Source organism: Dickeya sp. Secpp 1600, from assembly GCF_003049805.1.
GTDB lineage: Bacteria > Pseudomonadota > Gammaproteobacteria > Enterobacterales > Enterobacteriaceae > Dickeya > Dickeya fangzhongdai.
Genome location: NZ_CP023484.1, coordinates 1,647,922 through 1,673,064 on the forward strand (window position 1 = coordinate 1,647,922; position 25,143 = coordinate 1,673,064).

The 25,143-nt window shown below is 55.1% G+C and carries 22 protein-coding genes and 1 pseudogene; 20 read left to right on the top strand and 3 right to left on the bottom strand.

Features of this window, described 5'->3' with window-relative positions; all coding sequences use genetic code 11:
* Positions 1-363 precede the first annotated feature (363 nt).
* Entirely contained in the window at positions 364-1,059 is a 696-nt protein-coding gene (locus CPA59_RS07375) for an MgtC family protein (protein WP_038918453.1), read from the top strand.
* Between the two features lie 148 nt (positions 1,060-1,207).
* The gene (locus CPA59_RS07380) at positions 1,208-2,065 is read left to right on the top strand and encodes a hypothetical protein (protein ID WP_174213732.1); all 858 of its coding nucleotides are present in this window, start codon (positions 1,208-1,210) and stop codon (positions 2,063-2,065) included.
* A gap of 164 nt (positions 2,066-2,229) precedes the next feature.
* Here the strand turns inward: CPA59_RS07380 and katG are convergent, their stop codons facing one another.
* On the bottom strand, positions 2,230-4,431 hold the full coding sequence (gene katG / locus CPA59_RS07385; RefSeq protein WP_107758977.1) for a catalase/peroxidase HPI: 2,202 nt from the start codon (positions 4,429-4,431) through the stop codon (positions 2,230-2,232).
* Between the two features lie 735 nt (positions 4,432-5,166).
* Between katG and ftsI the strand changes: the two genes are divergently transcribed.
* The 13 genes from ftsI to CPA59_RS07450 all read left to right on the top strand — a co-directional run bounded on the left by ftsI (position 5,167) and on the right by CPA59_RS07450 (position 20,061).
* The gene (gene ftsI, locus CPA59_RS07390; protein WP_049842689.1) at positions 5,167-6,864 is read left to right on the top strand and encodes a peptidoglycan glycosyltransferase FtsI; all 1,698 of its coding nucleotides are present in this window, start codon (positions 5,167-5,169) and stop codon (positions 6,862-6,864) included.
* Positions 6,865-7,125: 261 nt separating this feature from the next.
* Positions 7,126-7,905 (top strand): class I SAM-dependent methyltransferase, encoded by a 780-nt coding sequence (locus CPA59_RS07395; protein WP_038918455.1) that lies wholly within the window; start codon positions 7,126-7,128, stop codon positions 7,903-7,905.
* A gap of 71 nt (positions 7,906-7,976) precedes the next feature.
* Complete coding sequence (gene nikA, locus CPA59_RS07400; RefSeq protein ID WP_174213733.1) at positions 7,977-9,551, top strand: nickel ABC transporter substrate-binding protein; 1,575 nt, start codon at positions 7,977-7,979, stop codon at positions 9,549-9,551.
* A gap of 48 nt (positions 9,552-9,599) precedes the next feature.
* On the top strand, positions 9,600-10,532 hold the full coding sequence (opp1B, locus tag CPA59_RS07405; RefSeq protein WP_107760774.1) for a nickel/cobalt ABC transporter permease: 933 nt from the start codon (positions 9,600-9,602) through the stop codon (positions 10,530-10,532).
* Positions 10,533-10,534: 2 nt separating this feature from the next.
* Positions 10,535-11,401, top strand: coding sequence for a nickel/cobalt ABC transporter permease (opp1C, locus tag CPA59_RS07410; RefSeq protein ID WP_107758978.1), 867 nt, complete (start codon positions 10,535-10,537; stop codon positions 11,399-11,401).
* Entirely contained in the window at positions 11,398-12,210 is an 813-nt protein-coding gene (locus tag CPA59_RS07415) for an ABC transporter ATP-binding protein (protein ID WP_107758979.1), read from the top strand. Before opp1C ends, CPA59_RS07415 begins: the two co-directional genes overlap by 4 nt.
* A 3-nt stretch (positions 12,211-12,213) precedes the next feature.
* Positions 12,214-12,975 (top strand): ABC transporter ATP-binding protein, encoded by a 762-nt coding sequence (locus CPA59_RS07420; RefSeq protein WP_107758980.1) that lies wholly within the window; start codon positions 12,214-12,216, stop codon positions 12,973-12,975.
* Positions 12,976-13,205: 230 nt separating this feature from the next.
* A complete protein-coding gene (locus CPA59_RS07425; RefSeq protein ID WP_038918460.1) occupies positions 13,206-13,676 on the top strand; it encodes a MarR family transcriptional regulator in 471 nt (156 codons plus the stop codon).
* 17 nt (positions 13,677-13,693) lie between these two features.
* Positions 13,694-14,872, top strand: a complete 1,179-nt coding sequence (locus CPA59_RS07430; protein ID WP_107758981.1) for an HlyD family efflux transporter periplasmic adaptor subunit — start codon at positions 13,694-13,696, stop codon at positions 14,870-14,872.
* A 10-nt stretch (positions 14,873-14,882) separates the two neighbouring features.
* Positions 14,883-16,409 (top strand): DHA2 family efflux MFS transporter permease subunit, encoded by a 1,527-nt coding sequence (locus CPA59_RS07435; RefSeq protein WP_107758982.1) that lies wholly within the window; start codon positions 14,883-14,885, stop codon positions 16,407-16,409.
* A 94-nt stretch (positions 16,410-16,503) separates the two neighbouring features.
* Entirely contained in the window at positions 16,504-17,403 is a 900-nt protein-coding gene (locus CPA59_RS07440) for a helix-turn-helix domain-containing protein (RefSeq protein ID WP_049842687.1), read from the top strand.
* A 326-nt stretch (positions 17,404-17,729) separates the two neighbouring features.
* A complete protein-coding gene (locus CPA59_RS07445; RefSeq protein ID WP_107758983.1) occupies positions 17,730-19,400 on the top strand; it encodes an alpha-keto acid decarboxylase family protein in 1,671 nt (556 codons plus the stop codon).
* Between the two features lie 175 nt (positions 19,401-19,575).
* Positions 19,576-20,061 carry a DUF2501 domain-containing protein gene (locus CPA59_RS07450; RefSeq protein ID WP_038918465.1) on the top strand — a complete coding sequence of 162 codons (486 nt, stop codon included), beginning with the start codon at positions 19,576-19,578 and terminating at the stop codon, positions 20,059-20,061.
* 60 nt (positions 20,062-20,121) lie between these two features.
* Here the strand turns inward: CPA59_RS07450 and CPA59_RS07455 are convergent, their stop codons facing one another.
* Entirely contained in the window at positions 20,122-20,712 is a 591-nt protein-coding gene (locus tag CPA59_RS07455) for a flavin reductase family protein (RefSeq protein ID WP_038918466.1), read from the bottom strand.
* A 227-nt stretch (positions 20,713-20,939) separates the two neighbouring features.
* On the opposite strand from CPA59_RS07455, the gene CPA59_RS07460 reads away from it, so the two are divergent.
* The 4 genes and pseudogenes from CPA59_RS07460 to CPA59_RS23105 form a co-directional block, all read left to right on the top strand.
* The gene (locus CPA59_RS07460) at positions 20,940-21,272 is read left to right on the top strand and encodes a DUF1971 domain-containing protein (RefSeq protein WP_071605183.1); all 333 of its coding nucleotides are present in this window, start codon (positions 20,940-20,942) and stop codon (positions 21,270-21,272) included.
* A gap of 10 nt (positions 21,273-21,282) precedes the next feature.
* Positions 21,283-21,621 (top strand): DUF1869 domain-containing protein, encoded by a 339-nt coding sequence (locus CPA59_RS07465; RefSeq protein ID WP_038918468.1) that lies wholly within the window; start codon positions 21,283-21,285, stop codon positions 21,619-21,621.
* Positions 21,622-21,920: 299 nt separating this feature from the next.
* The gene (locus CPA59_RS07470) at positions 21,921-23,120 is read left to right on the top strand and encodes a multidrug effflux MFS transporter (protein WP_174213763.1); all 1,200 of its coding nucleotides are present in this window, start codon (positions 21,921-21,923) and stop codon (positions 23,118-23,120) included.
* A gap of 42 nt (positions 23,121-23,162) precedes the next feature.
* A pseudogene (locus CPA59_RS23105) lies at positions 23,163-23,261 on the top strand (flavodoxin); the annotation flags it as partial.
* 200 nt (positions 23,262-23,461) lie between these two features.
* On the opposite strand, the gene CPA59_RS07480 reads toward CPA59_RS23105, so the two are convergent.
* Positions 23,462-23,788: an EthD family reductase gene (locus CPA59_RS07480; RefSeq protein WP_107760776.1), complete on the bottom strand. Its 327-nt coding sequence runs from the start codon at positions 23,786-23,788 to the stop codon at positions 23,462-23,464.
* Positions 23,789-24,095: 307 nt separating this feature from the next.
* Here CPA59_RS07480 and CPA59_RS07485 point away from each other — a divergent pair, with 307 nt between their 5' ends.
* Positions 24,096-25,007: a LysR family transcriptional regulator gene (locus tag CPA59_RS07485; protein WP_100849254.1), complete on the top strand. Its 912-nt coding sequence runs from the start codon at positions 24,096-24,098 to the stop codon at positions 25,005-25,007.
* The last annotated feature ends 136 nt before the right edge of the window (positions 25,008-25,143 follow it).

Consider the following 25,143-nt stretch of genomic DNA (forward strand, 5'->3'; position numbering starts at 1 on the left):
GCTGTCGCAATACAACAATCGGTCGGTTTTATTCGCTGATGAATGATGGCGAAAAATATAATAAGCGCTAAGGTGCGTCCATGATTAAAAAGTATAGGCCATCTATACCAAAGTATATTCCAGTGAGACGATTGCATAATTGAAATAGCAGTGGATGGCTTTTAGTCTTATTCCCGGCTGATTTATCGCTATGAATGGTTTTGTTTTATGGCGGTTTTCGCTAAGCATTACCTTAATGATATTCAGCTGGAACGGTTTTGATGATGTTTGTTTGTATTTCTAATGAATTTTTCATGAATCCGCAGGGAATTAACGGATTTGGCGAATAACATTAGTGGCATTTTAATTTCAGGGGGAATAAACATGAACCTGACTATTTTCGCATTGAACTTACTGTTGGCGATGGCGCTGGGCGCTATTATCGGCGCCGAACGTCAGTGGCGTCAGCGGATGGCGGGGTTGCGCACCAATGCGCTGGTCGCCACCGGCGCTGCCGCTTTTATTCTCTGCTCTCTGTCGTTTGAGCCGGTGAGCGCCGGGCGGATTGCCGCCCAGGTTGTCTCCGGCATCGGTTTTCTGGGCGCGGGCGTGATTATGCGCGACGGCATGAATGTGCGGGGGCTGAATACCGCGGCGACATTATGGTGTTCGGCGGCGATTGGTTTGTTATGCGGATTAAGTTTGTATTGGGAGGCGGTAATTGCAGTCATGATTATTCTGTGCGCCAATATATTATTGCGTGAGTTTGCTCAGCGCATGAATCAGCATCCACAACCGCCGGAAGCCGATCGGGAAACCCGGTATCGGGTCGAAGCGATTTGTGGTTCGCAGGATGAAATTATTATCCGTGCGCTGATATTACAGGCGATTAATCTGGTATCGCTGCATCTGCATTCATTACGCAGTTCGGATATGGATAAGAATTTAATGGAGGTCAGCGCGGAAATTATCGCCAGAACCTCGTCGCAGAAAGATATTGAAGCTATCGTTTGCCGCATCAGTCTGGAAAAAAATATCAGTTCGGTAAAATGGAGTACGGTGTCGGCGCTGCCGGAATAACCCGGCTGTCGTGCGACGCGTGAATCGTGAATCGTGAATCGTGAATCGTGAATCGTGAATCGTGAATTATAGGCGGTTTCTCGCTGACGGCCGCTATCAATCGGTTACATTATGTTGGGGGTACATGCCTGCCGCATGGAGTGAGGGAATGACGATGTTTATTGAAAGCGGAGTAACGGCATTAGCCAACGTGGTGGAACAGGACGGTCAGGGCTGGTTTCAGGGGCATGTCGGCGCGTCGTTTCTGGCTGGCGCCGCCTTGCTGGAGAGCGGCCTGTTGCCGCCGGCGGCGGCTGACAGCCTGAGAACCCGGCTGGAACGCCAGCAGCAAAAATACCGTGCGCTGCTGGCGCCGTTGCCAGCCAGCGATGTCGCCACGGACTATAGCCTGATCCTGAACGCGATCGCGCGCAACACCCGGCAACTCAGCCGCTCCGGTCACGGCGTAATTTACGGCGCGCTGCTGCTGGATACGTTGCAGCGCACGTCGGTGGCGGTGACGAAGAATGCGGTGGCGAATATCGCCCGGCTGATCGATAACTGCGCCAGCGACAAGTGGGATCGTTACGCCGGGATCGCCGATTACCGCACGTTTCGGCTGCCGGAGCCTGTCGGGATGGATATCGAGGCGCTGTGCGTGCTGGCGGTGAAGCGCAGCACCCATCAGGTCTATCACGATGCCGACGGGTATTTTCTGACCGGCGAGAAAATTCACGGTATCACCCATGCGCACGCCATTTATCTGCTCAGTGCGCTGGGGTATGACGAACTGGCGACACAGGCCGCCTCGCAACTGGCTGTGCAGCTGGCGCTGAATGACCGGTTGCCGGATACGGCGCTCCGGTGCGCGCAGCCCAAACCTTTTTCCGTGGCGGATGCGGCGGTGTGGGCGGAGGATTTCAGCGACGAGCACCAGATCAAGCTGGCATACAGCTATCTGGATTTGTGCCGGAAAATCAGGCGGCCGCTGGCGCGTCTGGACAATTTGTGGGGCGCGATACGTTAACCCCGGGCGCAGAAACCTTTCACGGCGTGGCCCGCGGTTTTACCTTATGACCGGCGTAACAAACGGGCTGGCGGCATGGCCGTCAGCCCGTTAAGTCATATTAGCTATTAAGACATAGTCGTCTGGTGTGCCCCGGCGCGGAAAACGCCGGGGCGGGGTGATGATTACGCCAGATCGAAACGGTCTAGGTTCATCACTTTGGTCCAGGCGGCGACGAAGTCGTGTACAAACTTCGCCTGCGCGTCGGTGCTGCCGTAGACCTCGGCCAGCGCGCGCAGTTGCGAGTGGGAACCGAAGATCAGATCGACGCGGGTGCCGGTCCACTTCAGGTCGCCGCTAACGCGATCGCGCCCTTCAAACACGCCTTCCGTTCCTGCCGCCGCTTTCCACGTCGTGCCCATGTCCAGCAGGTTCACGAAGAAGTCATTGGTCAGCGCGCCGGGCTGAGTGGTGAATACGCCGTGCGATGCCTGGCCGACATTGGCGCCCAGTACGCGCAGACCGCCTACCAGCACCGTCATTTCCGGCGCGCTCAGCGTCAGCAACTGCGCCTTATCCACCAGCAGCGCTTCTGCCGCTACGCTGTAATGGCCTTTCAGGTAGTTGCGGAAGCCGTCGGCGATCGGTTCCAGCACCGCGAAAGACTCGACGTCGGTTTGTTCCTGCGACGCATCCATCCGCCCCGGAGTGAAAGGCACGGTGACCGCATGACCGGCGGCTTTCGCGGCTTGTTCCACCCCGACGGCGCCGGCCAGCACGATCAGGTCGGCCAGCGACACTTGCTTGTTGTCGGACTGGGCGCGGTTGAACTCGTTCTGGATGTTTTCCAGCGTGCTCAGGACTTTCGCCAACTGGTCCGGCTGGTTGACCGCCCAGTCTTTCTGGGGCGCGAGGCGAATGCGCGCGCCGTTGGCGCCGCCGCGTTTGTCGGAGCCACGGAAGGTGGACGCCGAGGCCCAGGCGGTCGACACCAACTGGGAAACGCTCAGACCGGAAGCCAGCACCCCGGCTTTCAGGGTGGCGATATCCTGCTCGCTTATCAGGGTGTGATTAACCGCCGGGATCGGGTCCTGCCAGATCAGCTCTTCGGCCGGAACATCCGGGCCGAGATAGCGGGCGCGCGGCCCCATGTCGCGGTGCGTCAGTTTGAACCAGGCGCGGGCGAACGCGTCGGCAAACTGTTCCGGGTTCTCGTAGAAACGACGGGAAATTTTTTCGTACGCCGGGTCGAAACGCAGCGACAGGTCGGTGGTCAGCATGGTAGGCACGTGGCGTTTGGACGGGTCATGTGCGTCCGGCACTTCACCGGCGCCCGCACCGCCTTTCGGTTGCCACTGATGGGCGCCGGCCGGGCTTTTGGTCAGTTCCCACTCGTAGCCGAACAGGTTCTGGAAGAAGTAGTTGCTCCATTGGGTCGGCGTTTGCGTCCAGGTCACTTCCAGGCCGCTGGAAATGGTGTCGCCGCCTTTGCCGCTGCCAAATTTGCTCTTCCAGCCCAGACCTTGTTCTTCAATGCTGGCCGCTTCCGGTTCCGGGCCGACCAGCGCGGCGTCGCCCGCGCCGTGGGTTTTGCCGAAGGTATGGCCGCCGGCGATCAGCGCCACGGTTTCTTCATCGTTCATCGCCATGCGGCTGAAGGTTTCGCGGATGTCTTTCGCGGCGGCGACCGGATCCGGGTTGCCGTTCGGGCCTTCCGGGTTGACGTAAATCAGGCCCATTTGCACCGCAGCCAGCGGGTTTTCCAGACTGCGCTCGCCGGAGTAGCGCTTGTCGCCGCCCAGCCAGGTGGTTTCCGAGCCCCAGTACACATCTTCTTCCGGTTCCCACACGTCCGGACGCCCGCCGGCAAAACCGAAGGTTTTGAATCCCATCGATTCCAGCGCCACGTTGCCGGTGAGGATCATCAGGTCGGCCCACGAAATTTTCTGGCCGTATTTTTGCTTGATCGGCCACAGCAGGCGGCGTGCTTTGTCGAGGTTGACGTTATCGGGCCAACTGTTGAGCGGTGCGAAACGCTGCTGACCCGCACCGGCGCCGCCGCGGCCGTCGCCGGTGCGGTAGGTGCCGGCGCTGTGCCAGGCCATACGGATAAACAACGGACCGTAGTGACCGAAGTCCGCCGGCCACCAGTCCTGCGAGTCGGTCATCAGGGCATGAAGGTCTTTTTTAACCGCATCGAGGTCGAGGCTGTTAAACGCCTCGGTATAGTTGAAGCCCTTATCCAGCGGGTCGGACAGGGAAGAGTGCTGGTGCAGAATTTTTAGATTCAGTTGATTCGGCCACCAGTCCCGGTTGTCGGTGCCGCTACCGCTGGCGGTAACCGGCGTACTCTGGTGATGGAATGGGCATTTGCTTTCAGTTGTCATGCGTTCTCTACCTCATGCTCATGTGTCCCCATCGACCCGGCCGAACAAAACCGCCGGGTAGTGAGCTGTGGACAGGAAATTGCTCGTAATGCTGGCATTGGGTGCTGCGTCAGTTTCTAACGCAATAATTTGAATTTCATCGGATAATTCTCGTTCGCCAATCCGTGGTTCAGAACCTATCGCAATAGGCAATGCTACTTGCCATTTGGGATCCGGACAGTGCTCGACATCCTCACGTACTGCGCGGCTTCCCGCATCCAAACCGGCTGTGCCGATTACGCCTATTGGGATAGGTTCTTCGCGTCCTTCGGTTGAAATTCACTATTCATCTTAGTCAGCGTCTGGTCAGAGATGAAATCGAATTACATGAATATTGTGATAGATAGTAGCTATTTAACCGTGAGGATTAATAAGTAAAGCAATTGTTAGTACTCGGTATGCAGGCGCGTAACATGGCAAACCGGGCCGCCGGGAACCAGGGATGTTGTGCGGGTACGGCGTTGAGGCAGCGTATGCTTTTCCGGCAGCGTTTGTTTTCATCTGTATCTTTCATTTCAATGATTAATGAATTACGTAGGGATGTTTCCTGCTTCTGTACCGTTTGCCGATGTCATTTATAGTGCGGCCACACGATCAATCGGTATTTTTACTCTGGGCTGCGTCCGCTAATGCGGCGTGACAATCGTTGGTGATGATTTCACTGCGGACACAGCCTCATTTCAGTTGGCGCGGTTTATGCTCAAAAGACATTCTACAGGTGTGGGTGTGACCTATTTTCAGGGTCGCTTTGTTTTATTGTGTGTCGGTATCAGTGTCTGCCTGGTGCTGTTGATGGCCCGCGTCGGGTATTTGCAGGTAGTGGCCAGCCTGCAACTTGAGAAAGAAGCCAATCAGCGTTCACTACGTGAATTGGTGATGCAACCGCTGCGCGGCAGCATCACCGATCGCAACGGTCATCCGCTGGCGGTCAGCGTGGCCTCCAATGACGTGGTGGCCGATCCGATTCATGTGCTGGAGAGCGACCCGACGCTGGCCGGTGCGCAGTGGAACGCGCTATCTACCGCGTTATCGCTGCCGCTCAGCGCCATTAAAGACAAGATTCAGGAGAATGCGCACCGTCACTTTCTTTATATCGGACGCCGGGTCGAAGCTGGGATAGCTGATTACGTGCGTCAATTGCATATCGGCGGCATCTCGACCCCGGCCGATGCCAGCCGCTACTACCCGATGAGCGATGCGGTATCCAACCTTATCGGCATCGTCGGGCTGGATGGGCAGGGGCTGGACGGCATTGAACGGAGTTTCAACAAGCTGCTGCTGGGCAAGCCGGGATTGCGGGTTTACCGCAAAGATCGTTACGGCAACGTGGTCAGCCTGATGGCCGACGATCCGGCGCAGCAGGCGCCGACGCTGACCCTGAGCATCGACAGTTATCTGCAGTTCGTTCTCTATTCGCACCTGCGTGACGGCGTGCAACTGAACAAGGCCGATTCCGGGGCCGCGGTGCTGATTGACGTCAACACCGGGGAGATTCTCGGTATGGCCAGCTACCCGTCCTACAACCCCAATAATTATGAAGGCGAGCCGCAGAAGAACATGCGGAATGTGGCGATGTCGGACAGCTTCGAGCCGGGGTCGACCGTCAAACCGCTGGTGGTGATGGCGGGGCTGCAACGTCATCTGATCCGGCCCGATTCGGTCATCGACACCACGCCTTATCCGGTCAACGGACACCTGATTAAAGACGTCGGGCACTGGAGCCGGCTGACCATCACCGGCATTTTGCAAAAATCCAGCGATATCGGGGTGTCGCATATCGCACTGGCGATGCCGGCAAGCGTGCTGGTCGATCTCTATCATCGCTTTGGGCTCGGCGTTGCCAGCGGATTGGGGATCGAGGGTGAAACCAGCGGCTATTTTCCGCTGCATCGTGAGCGCTGGTCCGACATTGAACGCGCGACCTTTTCATTCGGCTACGGGCTGCGCGTCACGCCGCTGCAGATTGCGCGCGAGTACGCCACGATTGGGTCATTCGGCGTCTTCCGTCCGGTTTCCATCACCAAAGTGACGCCGCCGGTGCTCGGCACCCGGGTGATCGACGAGGATGTGGCGAGGACGGTGGTACATATGATGGAGAGCGATGCTCTGCCCGGCGGCAGCGGGGTAACGGCCGCCGTTCCCGGCTATCGTCTGGCGATTAAAACCGGTACGGCCGAGAAAATGGGGCCCGACGGCAAATACGACGGCGGTTACGTCAACTACACCGCCGGGGTGGCGCCGGCCAGTCAGCCACGGGTGGCGCTGGTGGTGATGATCAACCATCCCGACGCCGGCAAACACTTCGGCGGGTCGGTCGCCGGCCCGGTCTTCGGCCACATCATGGGCGACGTGCTGCGCCACATGGATATTGCGCCAGACGCGCTCACCCAATAAGAGCCTATTGGGATAGGCGCTAAATCATTGCCGTTAGCCGCGCCGGTAGTCGCATTTGCCGGCGTTGGCGCGTATTGGCTTTCATGATCTACCTCAATGAAGTATGAGATTTTTATAAAAGTTCATACGCGGGGCGGGTATGCCTTTCTTTCACGGTGTACTATTTCTTTCTGCGCGTAGGGCGTAATTAAATAAAGGCGGAACGCAGTCGCAGCTTTTTCTGGGTGAGATTCACTTGTCGTAATAATAGGGCTACCTGTTGTGACACTATTAACGGATGATATTACGTGTGATGGTTTACTCAATGAGGTAAAGCATTACTGGAGCAAAAGGGCGCAAGGATATAACGATGTTAATGTCGCTGAATTAACCGGCGGCAAACGCCTGTTATGGCAGAACGTTATTTTACATCACGCCCCGAAAAAGCCGGTATTAACGATACTGGACGTCGGCACCGGGCCGGGTTTTTTCGCCGTCACGCTGGCGATGGCGGGGCATCGCGTTACCGCAGTGGATGCCACGCCCGCCATGCTGGCGCAGGCTAAAAATAATGCCGATTATTATGGCGTCGACATCACATTAGCGACGGCGGATGTTCATACGTTGCCGTTTCCCGATAATCATTTCGATGTGCTGGTGACGCGCAATGTCACCTGGAATCTGAAACAACCGCTGGCCGCCTATCAGGAATGGCGGCGGGTATTAGCGCCCGGCGGTCGGTTGATTAATTTCGATGCCAATTGGTACGCGCATCTTTTTAATGCCGACGCGCGTGACGGCTATTTGCGCGATCGACAGAATGCTCGCCGTCTGAAGATTAATGACCACTATGCAAACACGGACACGGTAGCGATGGAGAATATTGCCAGAGCACTGCCGTTGAGCCGGGAAATACGCCCGGAGTGGGATCGACATACCCTGCTGGCGTGCGGTTTTAATCAGGTTTTCATCGATGAAAATATTGCCGAAAACCTATGGGATGACGAAGAGAAAATTAATTACGCGTCTACGCCGATGTTTATGGTTGTTGCGGAAAAATAAAACGGCTATGCCCGTCATAATTCAAGATGCAGGCGCGTTGGCGTTTCTTGTTTATTTTCAGGGTGAGGGTGATGTTTAGGATACGGCCAATAACGCTGGTGGGGCTAATACTGTGTTGGTTCTCCGGCATATTCCCGGCGTGCGCCGGCGCGACTGAGAATCAACTGGCGTACGCCAGCACCAAAGATATTCGTGATATTAATCCTCATCTCTACGCCGGCGAAATGGCCGCCCAGAATATGGTGTTTGAATCGCTGGTCATCAATACCCCCGACGGGGTGAAACCCTGGCTGGCGGAAAGCTGGACGATATCTCCCGATGGCAAACACTATATTTTCAATTTACGCCGCGATGTTCGGTTTACCGATGGCGAGCCGCTGACGGCCGATGTCGTCAAACAGAACATTGACGCGGTGCTGGACAATTATCAGCGCCATGCCTGGCTTGAACTGGTGCAGCAGATCGATAAGGTCACCGTGCTGGAGCGTTACCGCGTCGACATCACGCTTAAACATCCTTATTACCCGACGCTAATCGAATTGGGGCTGACCAGACCGTTCCGTTTTGTGTCGCCCCGGGCGTTTATCGGCGGTAAAACCAAAGACGGGATAACGGGTTATGTGGGAACCGGCCCCTGGGTGCTGGCGGAGCATAAACCTAATCAATACGCGCGGTTTGTCGCCAACCCCGATTACTGGGGAACCCGGCCGCGTCTTGATAGCGTCGTGTGGCGCGTGATGCCCGATCGGCAGTCCATGCTGATGGCGTTGCAAAAAGAAACGGTCCAGCTCATCTTCGGCGCCGACGGCGATATGCTGGATATGGACAGCTTCGCCGCGCTGCAGGCCTCGGGAAAATACCAGACGTTGATGAGCCCGCCGGTTGCCTCCCGCGCGCTGGCGCTGAATAGCGCTCGTCCCATTACCGGGGATAAAGCGGTGCGTCAGGCGTTGCAGTACGCGATCGATAAAGCGGCGATCGCCAGCGGGATTATGGGCAATAGCGAGAGCGTTGCCGATACTCTGCTGTCCCGCCGTGTGCCCTATTGTGATATCGATTTGCCGGTTTATCGGTTTAATCCGCAGCAGGCAGGCACCTTGCTGGAGGCGGCCGGCTGGCATCTGGCGGTGGGAAAAACGGTGCGGGAAAAGCAGGGCAAGGCGCTGGCGCTGATGCTGTCCTATAACCGCAATAACGCGGCGGAAAGGGAAATTGCCGAGCTGATTCAGGATGACCTGAAGCGAGTCGGCGTGCAGCTGACTATTCTGGGAGAAGAAAAGCAGGCTTTTCTGGACCGTCAAAAATCGGGCGACTTTGACCTGCAATATTCGTTGTCATGGGGAACGCCTTACGACCCGGCTTCGTATATTTCGTCGTTTCGTCTTCCCGCCCATGCGGATTATCAGGCGCAGAAGGGATTACGCCGCAAGCCGGACATCGATAACCTGATTGGCGAAATATTGCTGACGCCGAATGAAAAACAGCGTCAGGATCGCTATGCACAATTATTCACCTTGCTGACCGATGAAGCGGTGTATATCCCGCTGACCTATTCAAGAACCAAAGCCATCTATTCGCCCAGGCTGAAAGGGGTGGCGTTTAACTCATCACAGTATGAGATTCCCTTTGAGAACATGCATTTCTGAGCGCCGGGCGATATCCCCGCCGGGGCAATGCAGAGGAAAATGAATCTGATGCGTGCTTATTTCATCAAACGATTATTCATGACGGCGCCGCTGGCCGTGGTGATGTCGTTTCTGGCTTTTTCGCTGCTGAATCTGGCGCCTTCCGACCCGGCCGAAGTGGCCTTGCGCGTGAATGACATCGTGCCGACCGACGCGGCGGTGCAACTGATGCGTCATGAGTTAGGGCTGGATCGGCCTTTTCTCCAGCGCTATTTATTATGGCTCTGGCAGGTGCTGCACCTTGATTTCGGCACCTCGTTCATCACCCGACAGCCGGTGTGGCATGAGTTTATGCAGGCGCTGCCCGCCACGCTGTATCTGGCCGCGGTGTCGCTGTTGATGATCGTCACGCTGTCGCTGACGTTGGGCATCGCCTGCGCGGTAACCGAAAATACCCCGTTCGATAAAGGGGTCCGCAGCGTGGTTTTCCTGACGGTCGCCATCCCCAATTACTGGATTGGTTTGCTGTTGATGTGGGGACTGGCGGTCAACATGGACCTGTTTCCGGTCGGCGGTATGCAGGAAGAACGATCGGTCATTTTGCCGTCATGCACGTTGATGCTGGGATACATCGGCACCTATATCCGCCTGATCAGGGGCAGCATGATCGGTAATTTGCAGCAAAACTACGTGTTGTACGCCAGAGCGAGGGGGCTGCCTGCGCCGTTGATTATCGGTAAACATGTGCTGGTGAACTCGCTGCACGCGGCGTTGGTGGCGATAGGCATGAGCATTCCGAAACTCATTGCCGGCACGGTGGTGATCGAAAATATCTTTGCCTGGCCCGGCGTCGGCCGCTTGTGCCTTTCCGCCATCTTCAATCGTGACTATCCGATGATTCAAGCCTACATGTTGCTGATGGCGCTACTGTTCCAGGGGTTTAATTTTTTGACCGACGTGTTGCAGGTCAAACTTGACCCGCGCATCAAGGGTGAACGCTAATCATGGCGTGGAATATCGGAAAAAAAATAACGCAGGATCGACTGGCTTTGCTGTGTTGTCTGTTGCTGCTGACGGTGTTGATTTTCGGTGTCTTCGCGCCGTATATCGCTCCGCATGATCCGGCGTTGACGTCGGTCAGGCATAAGTATCAGGGCGCCAGCCTGCTCTATCCGCTCGGCACGGATAACCTGGGCCGGTGTGTGTTTTCGCGTCTGGTCTTTGGCGTGAGAACCACGGTGTTTTATAGCGTAGCGGCCATGATGTTGACCGTGCTGACCGGCGCTATCGTCGGCCTGATCGCCGGCTATTGCAAAGGTAGAATCGACGGGTTTTTGATGCGCGCTTGCGACGCCATGCTCTCTTTTCCCGGCGAAGTGATGATTTTCGCCATCGTGGGGATTATCGGGCCGGGGATGCAAAATATCCTGCTGGCGGTGGTGCTGGCGAAATGGGCCTGGTATGCGCGAATGGTCAGAGGGATGACGCTGCGGTACGGCAGTAAAAACTATGTCAATTACGCGCGTGTTATTGCCGCGCCTTCCGCCTATGTCATGCGCAGGCACTTATTGCCGGCCGCCGCCGCCGACCTGGTTATTCTGGCTTCCGCGGATATCGGCAGCGTGATATTGATGATTTCCGCGCTCTCTTTTCTGGGGCTGGGCGCTCAGCCGCCGCTGCCGGAATGGGGCAATATGCTCAGCGAGGCGAAAAACGTCATGCTGACTCACCCGATACAAATGTTGCCCGCCGGCATCGCCATTGCCGTGGTGGTCGCCGCCTGCCATGTGGTCGGCGATTTTTTGCGCGACGCGCTGGATCCCACTGGTTATGCCAGCCGCGCAGAAGCTGTGAAGCGTGAACCACGATGACGCCGCCGGTATTGCTGGAGATTAACCGGCTCTCGGTTGCCGATACGCGAAAAGGCCGCATCCTGCTCAACGATATTACCCTGACGCTGCATGAACGCTGCTGTACGGCTGTCGTGGGAGAGAGCGGGGGTGGAAAAAGCCTGTTATGCCGAAGCGTGCTCGGCTTGTTGCCGCCCTGGCTGCGCGTCAGCGGCGAAACGGTTTTCCGCGGTTGCGATTTGCAACGTCTCTCGTCCAACGCGTGGCTGACCATTCGCGGCAAACAGATCGCGCTGATCATGCAGGATGCCGTCAGCGCGTTTGATCCGCTGTATACGGTGGGCAACCATCTTGATGAAACCCTGAAACGGCATACCCCGTTAACGCGCGCGCAGCGCCGGGCCCGCGCGAAAGAGATGCTGGAAAACGTCGGGCTGCGTGATGCGGCCGAATTACTGGCTAAATATCCTCATCAGTTGTCCGGCGGGATGCTGCAACGCGTGATGATCGCCATCGCGCTGGCGTCGCAACCGGCGTTGATTATTGCGGATGAACCGACCACCTCGCTTGACGGCATTACCCAGTATCACATCGTGCAGCAGTTTATCCGCCTGCAAAAAAGCAGTCATAGCGCCATGCTGTTCGCCTCTCATGACCTGGCGCTGGTCAGGGCGCTGGCGCAGTATGTGGTGGTGATGAAAGACGGCCGGATCGTTGAGCAGGGTGAAACCGAACGGGTATTCGCCCACCCCGAACAGGATTATACGCGCGGCCTGATTGATACCCGCAGACGACTCAGTCTGGCATTCAATCAGGTGATGGGGAAATGACGCATGTTGCTTGAGGTTCGGCAGGTTGAAAAAAGCTATTGGGAAAACCGCGGACAGTTTTTCTCGAAAAGAAAACGCACGGTGATAAAAAATGTCTCGTTCTCGCTTGAGCACGGCGATTGTCTCGGCGTTATCGGCGAAAGCGGCGGCGGAAAAAGTACGCTGGCTCGCCTGATTAGCGGGCTGGAACGGCCCGACCGGGGGGCAATATTATTGGCGGGCGAGCCGGTCTTTTCCCCCGAAAACAGAAGGCGCCGCATTAGCGCCGTGTTTCAGGATTATACGTCGTCGATTAATCCGCTGATGACGGTGTATCAGGCGCTGTCCGAACCGCTGCTGCTGCAGAAAACCACCGGCCGGGCCGGGCGGGATCGCCGAATAACCGAATTATTAGCACTGGCCGGGTTAGCGCCGGAATTCAGCGGGCGTTATGTCCATGAATTGTCGGGCGGCCAGATTCAGCGCGTCTGTATTTGCCGGGCGGTGGCGACGCATCCGCAACTGCTGATTCTGGATGAAGCCATCAGCGCGCTGGATGTGTCCTCGCAGGTGCAGATTCTGGATCTGCTCATCGACCTGAGAAAGCGGTTTAACCTTTCCTGCCTGTTTATTACGCATGATATACAGGCGGCGGCGTACCTGTGCAATAACGTGATTTTTTTCCGCGAAGGCGAAATCGTTGAAACCTGCGCCGTTAACGATTTATCCACGGTTTCCCATCCATACTCAGCATCGCTGCTGCAAGCGGTCATGACCTTTCGCTAACGCGTGATGGCGTTATGTCGGCCGCATGACGCCTGCACGCCGGCAGCGCCACGGCTCACTTTGCCAGAGAATTACCCTGCCAGAGAATCACCGGACCGGGCATCGCCGCTTCGGCACGCCGCGTTGGCGTTTCGGTGGGGAGAATGTGCGTGAATAAGAATCGATATTGACATTTTACTGACTAGGCATTAATTTCATTTTCAATTAATGCCTAGTCAGGTTTTTATGTGATGAACAATACCGTCAATGACACGCTTTACCCGATTGGCTTGCTGATCCACCTGGCAAACCAGTTCAAAGATAACCTGCTGAATGACTATTTTGCCGACAGCGACATCACCGCGCACCAGTTCAAGGTCTTGATCAGTATCTATAAAGGCTTCACCAGCCCGGTGGATGTGAGCAAAAACGTGATGATGGACGGCGGCGCGCTCAGTCGCATGATTGAACGGATGGTGAAGCGGGAGCTGATTTTGCGGCAGCCTCATCCCAACGACAAACGTCAGGTGATTCTGGCGCTGACCGAAAAAGGGCAGGCGATCTGCCAGCATTTCGAGCAGGAGGGGATGCGGATTGTGCTGGCGCAAACCACTGCGCGCCTGACTCATCAGGAAGCGGAGCAGCTGATGCGGCTGCTTATCAAGATGTTGCCGGATGACGTGATAGCGCGTTATTCCCCTCACTTAACCTACCCACAATAACAAAGGCCACGACTTACATGGATACCTCCTCCACGCCATCGGCACCGCGCAACGGCCGCCGTAAACGTCAATTCGCCATCCTGCTGCTGGTGTTGCTGCTGGCCGCGGCCGGCGGCGGGGCCTATTACCAGCTTTACCTGCGTTTTTACGAAACCACCGACAATGCTTATGTGGGCGGCAATCTGATCACGCTGACGCCGCAGGTCGGCGGTACCGTAACCCAGGTCAGCGTGGACGACGGCGACTATGTGGAAAAAGGGCAGTTGCTGGTGCAACTCAGCCCGAGCGATACCCTCATCGCGTTGCAGCAATCGGAAGCGCAGTTGGCTAGCGCCGTGCGTCAGGTGCGCGGCCTGTATAGCACCGTTGATAACTATCAGGCGCAGGTCGCGTCCAGACAGGTGGCGCTGCAACAGGCGATTGGCGACTATAACCGCCGCAAAGGGCTGGTGGCGAAGGGCGCTATTTCCGCCGAGGATTTGGCGCATTATCAGGATGCGGTCAACAGCGCCCGCAGCGCGCTGGATGCGGCCGAACAGGCGCTGCGCACCAATCAGGCGATGGTCGATAATACCGTGCTGGACGACCATCCCGACATTAAAAACGCGGTGGCGGATCTGCGCAGTAAATATCTGGACTGGGCGCGCAGCGCCATCGTCGCGCCGGTCAGCGGCTATGTCGCCAAACGCGCGGTTCAGGTCGGGATGCGCGTCAGTTCCGGCGCGACCCTGATGACGATCGTGCCGCTCGATCAGGTATGGGTGGACGCCAATTTCAAGGAAAGCCAGATGCTGCAAATGCGGCTGGGGCAGCCGGTGACCCTGACGGCGGATATCTATGGCGACAAAACGGTATACCACGGCACCATTCAGAGCCTGGGGATCGGCACCGGCAGTGCGTTCTCGCTGCTGCCGGCGCAGAACGCCAGCGGCAACTGGATTAAGATCGTGCAGCGTCTGCCGGTGCGCATCGCGCTGGACCCGGAAGGATTGAAACAGCGCCCGCTGCGTATCGGCCTGTCGATGCTGGCTAGCGTGGATCTGCACAACACCCAGGGCGAACTGCTGCCGGCCGCGCCGAACAGTGCGCCGCGCTATCGCACCGATGTGTACGACGATCCGCTCCTGCAGGCCGATAAACTGGTGGCGAAAATTCTTCGCGACAACAGTCAGCCGTTGACGAGCTCGCGTGGCTAAGGCGGCGGTGATGAACGATAAAGCCGCCTTTACGCCGCCGAATCCGGGGCTGGCGACGCTGGCGATATCGCTGGCGACCTTCATGCAGGTGCTGGATTCCACCATCGCCAACGTGTCGCTGCCGACGATTGCCGGCAACCTCGGCGTCAGTTCGGATCAGAGCACCTGGGTGATTACGTCGTTCGCCGTGTGTAACGCCATTTCTCTGCCGCTGACCGGCTGGCTTGCGCGTATCGTCGGTCAACGGCGGTTGTTTGTCGTTTCGGTGCTGCTGTTCAGCCTGGCCTCTTTTCTGTGCGGCTTCTCGCGCAGCATGACGGAACTGATTGTTTTCCGGGCTTTGCAGGGCTTTTTCGCCGGGCCGATGTACCCCATGTGCCAGACGCTGCTGCTGATGATTTTCCCGCCATCGCGCCGCAACATGGCGCTGGCGTTACTGGCGATGGTGACGGTGGTGGGGCCGATTGTCGGCCCGATTACCGGCGGGTGGATCACCGACAACTACGCCTGGCCGTGGATTTTTTACATCAACGTGCCGATCGGCCTGTTCGCCGCCGGGGTGGTGATGGCGCAGCTGCGCGACTGGCAGGACTCGACGGAGCGCGCTCGCGTCGATTACGTCGGCATTGGCCTGCTGGTTCTCGGGGTCGGCCTGCTGCAGGTGGTGCTGGATAAAGGCAACGACCTGGACTGGTTTGCCTCTTCGGATATCGTGACGATGTCAGTGATTTCCGCCATCGCGCTGGTGTCCTTTGTGCTCTGGGAGCTGGGAGAGCGCGACCCGCTGGTCAACCTGAGGCTGTTTGCCGATCGGAATTTCACTATCGGCACACTATCGCTGATGTTCGGCTACGCCGCGTTTTTCGCCATCAATGTGATTTTGCCCCAGTGGCTGCAAACCTGGATGGGATACACCTCGACCTGGGCAGGACTGGCGGCCGCGCCGATGGGCATGTTGCCGATGCTGCTCACGCCGATTATCGGCCGTTACGGTAACCGGGTCGATTTGCGCCTGCTCGCCACGTTGTCGTTTGTGATCATGGGGCTGTCGTGCCTGATGCGCGCCCAGTTCACCATCGACGTCGATTTCATGACGGTGGCCGGCGTACAGCTGTTTATGGGGATTGGCGTAGCGTTCTTCTTTGTGCCGCTGACCTCCATTTTGCTGTCGAGCCTGCACGGCAAGGATGTGGCGGAAGGTTCCGGGCTGGCGACCTTTCTGCGCGTGCTGGGCGGCAGTTTTGCGTCGTCGCTCACCACCTGGATCTGGTCGCATCGCGAGATCTATCACCACGCGGTGCTGAGCGAAAGCGTCTCCGTCTACAACCCGGCGGCGGTGGATTACCTCAATCGGATGGGCGGCATCAGTCAGACCACGCTGGCGCAGTTGGACAAAACCGTGCAGCAGCAGGCGTGGATGGCGTCCACCATCGATTATTTCCATCTGCTGGGCTGGGGGTTTATGGGGCTGGTGGTGATCATCTGGTTCGCCAGACCGCCGTTTACCAAAACAGGGCCGGCCGCCGCCGGGCATTAGTCTGCGGCGGCGCCGATGGGTGAATTAATGCCGGTGCAGGTTCGTTATCGGCGTGAGTTTCGATGTTTCTGATGTTCAGCAAGGGGGTTCTGCCATGATGTTATCAACGATGCCGTCCATGATGAGATTTACCGCCGATCTAATTGGCTGGATAGAGAGCCATCTTGAAAGCCCGCTGATGATCAATGACGTCACCGCGAAGTCGGGCTACAGCAAATGGCATTTGCAGCGCATATTCAAGAAAGAAACCGGCGTTTCGCTGGGGTCGTATATTCGCAGCCGGCGGTTGAGCAGGGCTGCAGTCGAGCTAAAGCTGACCAATCAAACCATTCAGGACGTGGCGCTACGTTACTGTTTTGATTCCCAGCAGTCATTTACCCGTACCTTTAAAAAACATTTTGGGATGTCGCCCGGGCATTATCGTAAAGCTTTACGTTGGGATTTCACCGGCCTGCAACCGTCATTAGACGCTAGCGTGGACTGGCTGCCGATTCCCGAAGTGGTTGATTTACCTGCCAGACCGGCTAACACCTCCTTTTTTGAGCATACCCAAAGTATTGATGACTTTATTTCGGCAAGCGATATTCCGCAAAGAATAAAACTATGGGAACAGACCTGTCGTCGATATAGCGGACCGGAGGTGGTGATCTATTCTTTTTCAACCTTTATTCCGGATGCCAATCGGGTTAACCGCCATGTGCGAATGGAATACCATATTAGCGCCGTCGACCCGTACAATAGCGTCGATGCTGATAATGACTACAGGCAAATGCCGGCCGCGACAGAGCGCTATTTGCGCTTTCTGTTTTCCGGAGATGTGGAGGAATATACATCGTTTTTGAAGACGATCTACCATCATATTTTACCCGGCCGGTCTTATACCCGCATGAATGGCGGCGATCTGGAGGTTATTCATTGCAGGAAAGACGCGCAAGGCGGGATGGATAAAGACTATTTTGAGGTGGAATATTATGTTCCGTTTGATCGAAAATAAAAGATAAACAGTGAATCTGCATTATTCCTCTGGGGAAGGGGAGCGTTGCCAGTCGGCGGTAATAACCGGGTGGCGACTAATTAGTAGAGGGATAACAGTAAATATTAGTGATATATAAGTCTCTGCGTTTAACCGCTTTGGTCATAAATGCTACTCCGTGTGGCTATGTATTTTTTACGTTAAAGTAATTTCCGTCGTGATTTTTTACGACATAATATCCGATATTTAGCGTGTCTTATTCATCTCATGCAATAAAAATATGAGAAGTTTTTATCTGATCGTTAATACTTTCCAGTAAACAGGACGAACAACATGGAGAAGATAACGTGACGAATAGAAACTATACAATTGGCGATTATTTATTGGATCGTCTGGCGCAGAGTGGTATTCAGCATCTTTTTGGCGTTCCCGGTGACTACAATTTGCAATTTCTTGATCATGTCATCAGCCATCCCGCTATTTCCTGGGTAGGTTGCGCCAATGAACTCAATGCCGCCTATGCCGCCGATGGCTACGCCCGCTGCAAATCCGCCGCGGCATTACTGACGACGTTCGGCGTTGGAGAATTGAGCGCGATTAACGGTATTGCCGGCAGCTATGCCGAATACGTTCCCGTCATTCATATCGCGGCGGCGCCGAGACAACAGTCGCAACAAAAAGGCGAACGCATGCACCATACGCTGGGGGATGGCGATTTCCGCCACTTTCTGCGCATGGCGGCCGAAGTCACCGCAGTCAGCGCCAGCCTGACCGTCGACAACGCCACGGCAGAAATCGATCGGGTTGTTAGCGCCGCGCTCAGGCTTCGCCGTCCGGTCTATTTGTTTTTGCCGTTAGACGTGGCTGCGGCGCCAACCGACGATCGCCCCTCTCCGCTGGCTCTGCCGGACCCCTGGTGCGATGAGGCTTCGCTGAACGCGTTCATCGCGGCGGCAACCGCGCTGCTGGACCGCGCCGGGACGGTTTCGCTGCTCGCGGATTTTCTGGCGCACCGCTTTGGCGCGTCGGCTGCCTTACAACGCTGGCTGGAGCGTGTGCCGTTACCGCATTCAACCTTGCTGATGGGAAAAGGCACGCTGAATGAGCAGCATCCGTGCTTTATCGGCACGTATGCCGGGGGCGGCAGCAGTGAAAGCGTCAGGTCGCGCATTGAAGACGCTGACGTCATCATCAGCGTCGGCGTTCTGTTTGTCGATACCATTACCGCCGGGTTCAGCCACCGAATTCCCGCGGAAAAAAACATTGATATTCAGCCGACGTTCGCACGGGTAGGGCATCAGACGTTTCCTGCCGTTCCGATGCTGAAGGCGATTGACGCGCTGGAAACGATCACCGCGGCGCAAGCGGCCCGCTGGAACCCCGGCTTTATTACGCCGCCGGCGCTGCCTTCCCCGCAGGCGAAAAACCGACTGGACCAACGCGAGTTCTGGCTGCAAATTCAGCATTTCATTCGCCCCGGCGACATCATCGTGGCCGAGCAGGGAACCTCCTGCTTCGGGGCGGCGATGCTCACGCTGCCGCAGGGGTGCCAGTTTATTGCCCAGCCGTTATGGGGATCGATAGGCTACACGTTGCCCGCCGCGCTTGGCGCCAAGACCGCCTCACCCGATCGCCGGGTCATCCTGCTGATTGGCGACGGCTCTCTCCAGCTTACCGTGCAGGAGCTCGGTTCGATTATTCGCAACGAACTCAGCATGGTGGTGTTTGTGCTGAATAATCAGGGCTATACCGTCGAACGGGCGATACACGGCCCGAAACAGCGCTATAACGACATCGCGGCCTGGAACTGGACGCAGCTTCCGATGGCGCTTGGCTGCGATGAAGGCAAGGTGTTCATCAAGCAAACCCGTACGCCAGACCAACTGGCTCAGGTTCTGGCCGACATTGAGGGAGAACATCGCCTGTCGTTTATCGAGGTGGTTTTACCTAAGATGGATATACCGGATTTACTGCACACCATTTCTCAGTCGATTGAAATGCGCAACACCGTGCAGTAATGAAGGGGAGCGATTATGTGCATGGGACCGGCGCTGGCGTGCCGAATTGCGAAAACCGTGCATCGGATAATCATGGCGCTGTTTCAGCGGGCGATTTCGGTTTTATCGGATGGTGCCTGATGGCTGCGAAGGTATACTGCATCGCAGTTTTCGATCACAAAAGAGTAAGCGTGTTATGACATTAATCAAACGTGCAGTGAACATCGTGGGTGTGGCCGCTCTGATAACGGCAGCGAGTTACGTTCAGGCGGCCGGCTGGCAGGATTCCCTTTCCAGCGCTGCCAGCCAGTTAAGCCAGAACGGCGCTTCATCCGGCAACCTGAGTGGGCTGACCGGCTTGCTTAATGGCGAAACTCAGTCGTTGAGCGCCGGCAGCATGAACAATGCGGCGGGTATCCTGCAATATTGCCTGAAACAGAAGCTGGTTTCGGCGACAAACACCGAAAATGTCAAAAACCAGTTGCTGAATAAACTGGGCCTGAGCTCGCAACAGGAGCAGCAGAAACAGACCGATTATGTGCAAGGGTTGGCCGGCCTGCTGAATACGGGGGAGGGGAAACAGGTAAACCTGAGTACGTTGGGCAATACCCCGCTGGCGGAAAAAGTCAAAGCCAAAGCGTGTGATATCGTATTAAAGCAAGGCGTGAAGTTTATTTCCTGACGGAAGATCCCCGACCAGCGCGCGGCATTGATAGCGTCTGGTCGGGGTAATGCGCCATGGTTAGTGACCGTATTTAAAATTAAAGCCTAGCGCATCGCCAGTGGTATCGTACTCGCGGAAGTTATATATCAACGGCTTCCATTTTGACGAATCAATGGTGTCGTTGTGACCCAATAGATGGCTTTCCACCCAGATATTCAGAATATCAAGCTCAACGAGTATAAAACGCCCTTTGTCCGTTGTGCTTACTGTTTTGCATTCCGCCTGAATTGGGCATTCAACTACGCGCGGTGGTGCAATTCCGGCTGATTCTTCCATGTGAAGCCCGGTTCTGGCGAATTTATCGTGACATACCTGAACGCCCCATTTGATTTGGCTTTCAGATAACGTATCTCCACCTGTCAGCTTACCGATTTCTTCCACTTTTTCCCAAAGCGTAGAATCAGGGATATTGATGACCGCATCGGACCCCGATATTAGGTTGCTGTGCGTCTTGCTGCCTTTGCTGACCCCGATAATAATTTTATCGCCAAGAGAGATCGAAGAGGAGACGGGGGCGATATTGGTATTTCCGTTACGGCTGTCTGTCGTGGTGACAAGAAAAACCGGGAAGCCGTAATAAAATGAACTTAATTTCACATTCTTCTTCATTTCAGCATGGAACCCATTATGTGAAGGCTTAGATGGCGTCCATTTCTACTCTTCCAGCTTGTCTTTAACAATAACCACAATTGAGTATTTACGGGGTATGCGTGTTGCGCTGCTGTGAAAAATAGATCGGAAAAAAATAATCCACAAACCCAAAAAGAGGTATATGATATGCATCATATGACTTTATCCTCCCATCACTTTTAAACTGGGAAAAATGAGGTTAAAACATGCAACGAATCGTAATACCTGCTAATTATGTTCATACACGAACAACACCTTTTTGGACCAGGGACACTGCGCCTGCGTCTATTTGGCAGCGACACCTGGATGCGGGTACCCGCCAGGGCGTTTACCCGCGTTTATGCGTGATGCAAGGGGCTATCCGTTATTATGGTTACGCTGATGAGACAAGCCCTGATCCTGTTGACACCTTGACGATAGAAGCCGGGCAGTTTGGCGTATTCCCGCCCGAAAAATGGCACCGAATAGAAGCATTATCTGATGATACGCTATTCAACGTTGATTTTTATGTCGATCCAAAAATTTTGATCGAAGGCTGAGGTGTTAATAATGGAAAGCGAAAATAAAGGGTATTCCTTAGCGATAGCTAATCGCGATAATAGTGAAAAAAAAGAAAAGATTTTTTTGAAACCCATGTCTTTATATGTGCCGGACGTCGCGGCTCAGGCGGTTGCCGCGCTGATCGACGAACTGTCGGAAACAAGTCAAAAGGGTAAAGATTTTGTGCTGACCGTTACCAATCAAAATAATGGCGTGTCAGTAGATAAAGATTTCGCTGCTCTTTCTGAACTGAAAGACCCGGCTATTGCCGCCGATGCCGTCAAAGAACTGATTAATATTGTGCGAGGCTACGAGTCAGACGAGGAAACTAATGTTTGCGGCTGGTAGCGGGCCGTGTTGAGGTAGTAAATACTCCTTATATATCTATTCGATGTGGAGGGGTATTGTTCAGTCAATCTCCGTTTAAGTATTATTGCGCTATGATCCGCGGCCTTGTTTCGGAATTCTAAATTCACTGGGCCTGTAATTTGTGGTCATAGCGCCATCTTTTATTATCCTGGATGCCAGGGCTGCTCAGTAATGCCTGATTCATGAGTCTTATTCATAAAGCCATTCTGTAGCGTATGATTATCATCGGGTTCAATGCCGGTAATATAGCGCAAAGAATTTACGCTTACATGACGGATATGACTCAACCCCAGATGCGATCGAAAAAAATCCCAGAGCTATTTTTTATTGCCATTCTTAGCGCCCTGATGGCGTTTACTTCTTTATCGACAGATATTTACCTGCCTGCCATGCCGATCATGGGGAAGGATTTACAGGGTGATGTGGAACTGACCATTACTGGCTTTTTAATCGGCTTTTGCATCGCACAGCTGATTTGGGGGCCATTAAGCGACCACTGGGGGCGACGGACGCCGCTGTTTATTGGTATGGCGCTATTTATCATCGGCTCCGTGGGCTGCGCACTTTCAACGACTATTTCGCAGATTGTTTTCTGGCGTATCTTTCAGGCGCTGGGTGCATGCACTGGGCCGATGCTGGCTCGTGCGATGATCCGCGATCTATTTAGCCGTATCCGGGCCGCGCAAATGCTCTCTACGCTAATCATCATTATGGCGATTGCGCCGATTGCCGGGCCGCTGCTCGGCGGGCAATTGATCAAAGTGACGTCATGGCACTCGATTTTCTGGCTGCTGGCGGTGATTGGCCTGCTCATGTTCATTTCATTATATTGGCTGCCTGAAACGTTAGCCGAAGACAAACGCGTAAAGGCTTCTTTATCCAGCGCCTTTCACAACTATTATGCATTGCTGACGAATACCGCTTTTATGCGCTTCACCCTGTGCCTGACGTCCTATTATGTCGCCGCCTACGCTTTTATTACCGGGTCAGCCTTTGTCTACATCACTTACTTCGGTATCGATCCACAACATTACGGCTGGTTATTTGCGCTGAATATTGTCGGTGTGGTGGGAATGAGTATCGTGAACCGCCGTTTGGTTCAACGTTATCCGCTTGAGAAGTTGCTTAAATTTGCCGTGCTGATCGCTACCGCCGCCTCACTCGTTCTTGCGTTAGGCACGAAACTCAATATCGGCGGGATGACCCTGATTGTGGCCTCGGTGTTTGTTTTCTTTGCGATGAACGGGATTATCGCTGCAACATCGACCGCCGCCGCGCTTGATACCGTGCCAAACATTGCGGGTTCCGCGTCGGCATTAATCGGCTCGCTACAATACGGTAGCGGCATTATTTCCTCCTTGCTGCTTGCCCTGTCGGGGGACGGCACGCCGTGGACGATGGCCTGGATTATCGCCTTGTTTACCGCGATCAGCGCGGTAATTGCGTTGACCACTCGTGTAGCGAAAACGGCCGGTTAGCTATTTTTGTCGAAGGTTCGGGATAGCGCCTGCGGCCATATATCGCGAGCCAAACGAGAAAAACCGCTGGTTATTGAATGCGATCAGGAAAGAAAAACGACAGAAACGGTGACCCGTTGGTTGGAGGTGATCCGTAGCTGACAGCAGCCATCAATAAACCGGGAAACAGGATGCGGAGCTGGTAGGCGTTTTTACCGGGCGGGTATAGATGAGAGGGCGAGGGTAACCCGCTGTCTTTCGACAGCGGCTTGCAAACGTGGTATTCAATTCAGTCATTCTGATGGCGCGGTTTCGTCTTTGCCTCTTACATCAAACGCTTTCAGGTAAAAATCCTTTGTATTTCAGCATTTTTTAATTTCGGTAATGTAAGTGACGGCAACGTGATCGGCAAAATTCGGGACATCCTCAAAAGCTTCTTTACCGATAGGCGAATTGAAGGCGGCAACAGCCGCTTCGATTGAGTCAAACCACAGTTCTGAAAAGCCGTCTACCGGTGACTCTGGGTATTTTTCACGATCGATAGGATTCAGCACATACCCTTTTAAGCCGGGCAGGCGCAGGGCAATTTCGGTGTGGATCTTATCCCAGTGCTGCACAAATTCTTCAAAGCTCTGACCGTTCTTGCGGGTGATAAAACCCACGTGTTTAAAACCTGTTACTGACGTCATCATGTTCTCTGCTGTTGATTCAATCGGGGCCTGGCCCGCAAATGACCGGGGACGGTCATGCCTTATCACTGTCTCAGCCTGACGATTTTTCGTTTCGGGGCATCACAATAAATCCGGAAATAACTATGATTGTTTTTTATTTCATGATAAATCGGGTTTCATTCGCTTCTGTGTGGACATAGATTCAACAATCACGGTGAGAGGTTAAGGATCCCGTGATGCGGGTTCAGCCTGGGACCAGCCGGCGTCCTCTTTCAATCAGGCATGCACACAGACTGGGTATGAGGCACGTAACGGAAAATTGAGTATGCGCACAACCGATCATCTGGGCGGTATTACTGCTTTTGTTACCACTGCGCAGCAGGGGAGCTTTACCGCAGCGGCTGAGCGGCTGGGCCTGACCAAATCGGCGGTGGGAAAGAGCGTTAGTCGCCTTGAGGATCGGCTTGGGCTGAAGCTGTTCCAGCGATCCACGCGCCGTCTCAGCCTTACGCCGGATGGCGAACGCTTTCTGATCAGTTGCCAGAGCGCAATAGATACCCTTGAGCAGGCAGAAGCTGAGCTGACGTCTCACATTTGCCGCCCTGCGGGCAGGCTCAGGGTGGATTTACCCGCCGCATTCGGCAGACAGCGCATTCTTCCGCTGCTACTTAAAATCACCCGCAGCTACCCTGAGCTGGCGCTGACCGTCACCTTCAGTGAGCGATTTGTTGACCCGATCGAAGAAGGTATTGACCTGCTTATCCGTATTGGCGAGCTCGCCGACAGCAGTGGTCTGGTGGCGAGACGGCTAACAACCCAGAAACTGGTCATCTGTGCTTCGCCGGATTATCTGCTTAATCACGGTGAACCCACATCGGCGGATGAACTGAGTCAACACCATTGTGTGGTGGGATTTCGCCGAAATCAGCCGATCTCCTGGCTTCTGAAGGAAAATAACGGGCAAATAACGCGCTATACGCCAACGCCTACGCATGAATTTGCCGACGGTGACGCGATGCTGGCCGCTACGCTCGCCGGATGTGGTTTGTCTCAGTTGCCGCTTTGGCTGGTCGGTAATTACCTGGAGCGCGGCGAGTTGAAAGCGGTTCTTGCTGGTCATTCCGGCGGCGAAATGCCGATCAGCGCACTATGGCCCAAAAGCCGTCAGCTACTGCCCAAAATACGCCACGTGGTTGATGCGCTGGTTAAGGCAGCGGAAGACGGCCAATTGGATTGATTGCTGTTCTTCAGCGGCTATGCCTGAATAGTCTGTCGTGTGGATTACCGGGATACAGACAATGAAGTACCCTGAAGCCAGTTAAATGCCCATCATTTTGCCCAGGTAGAGCGATGCTTACCCGGACCGGAGGATG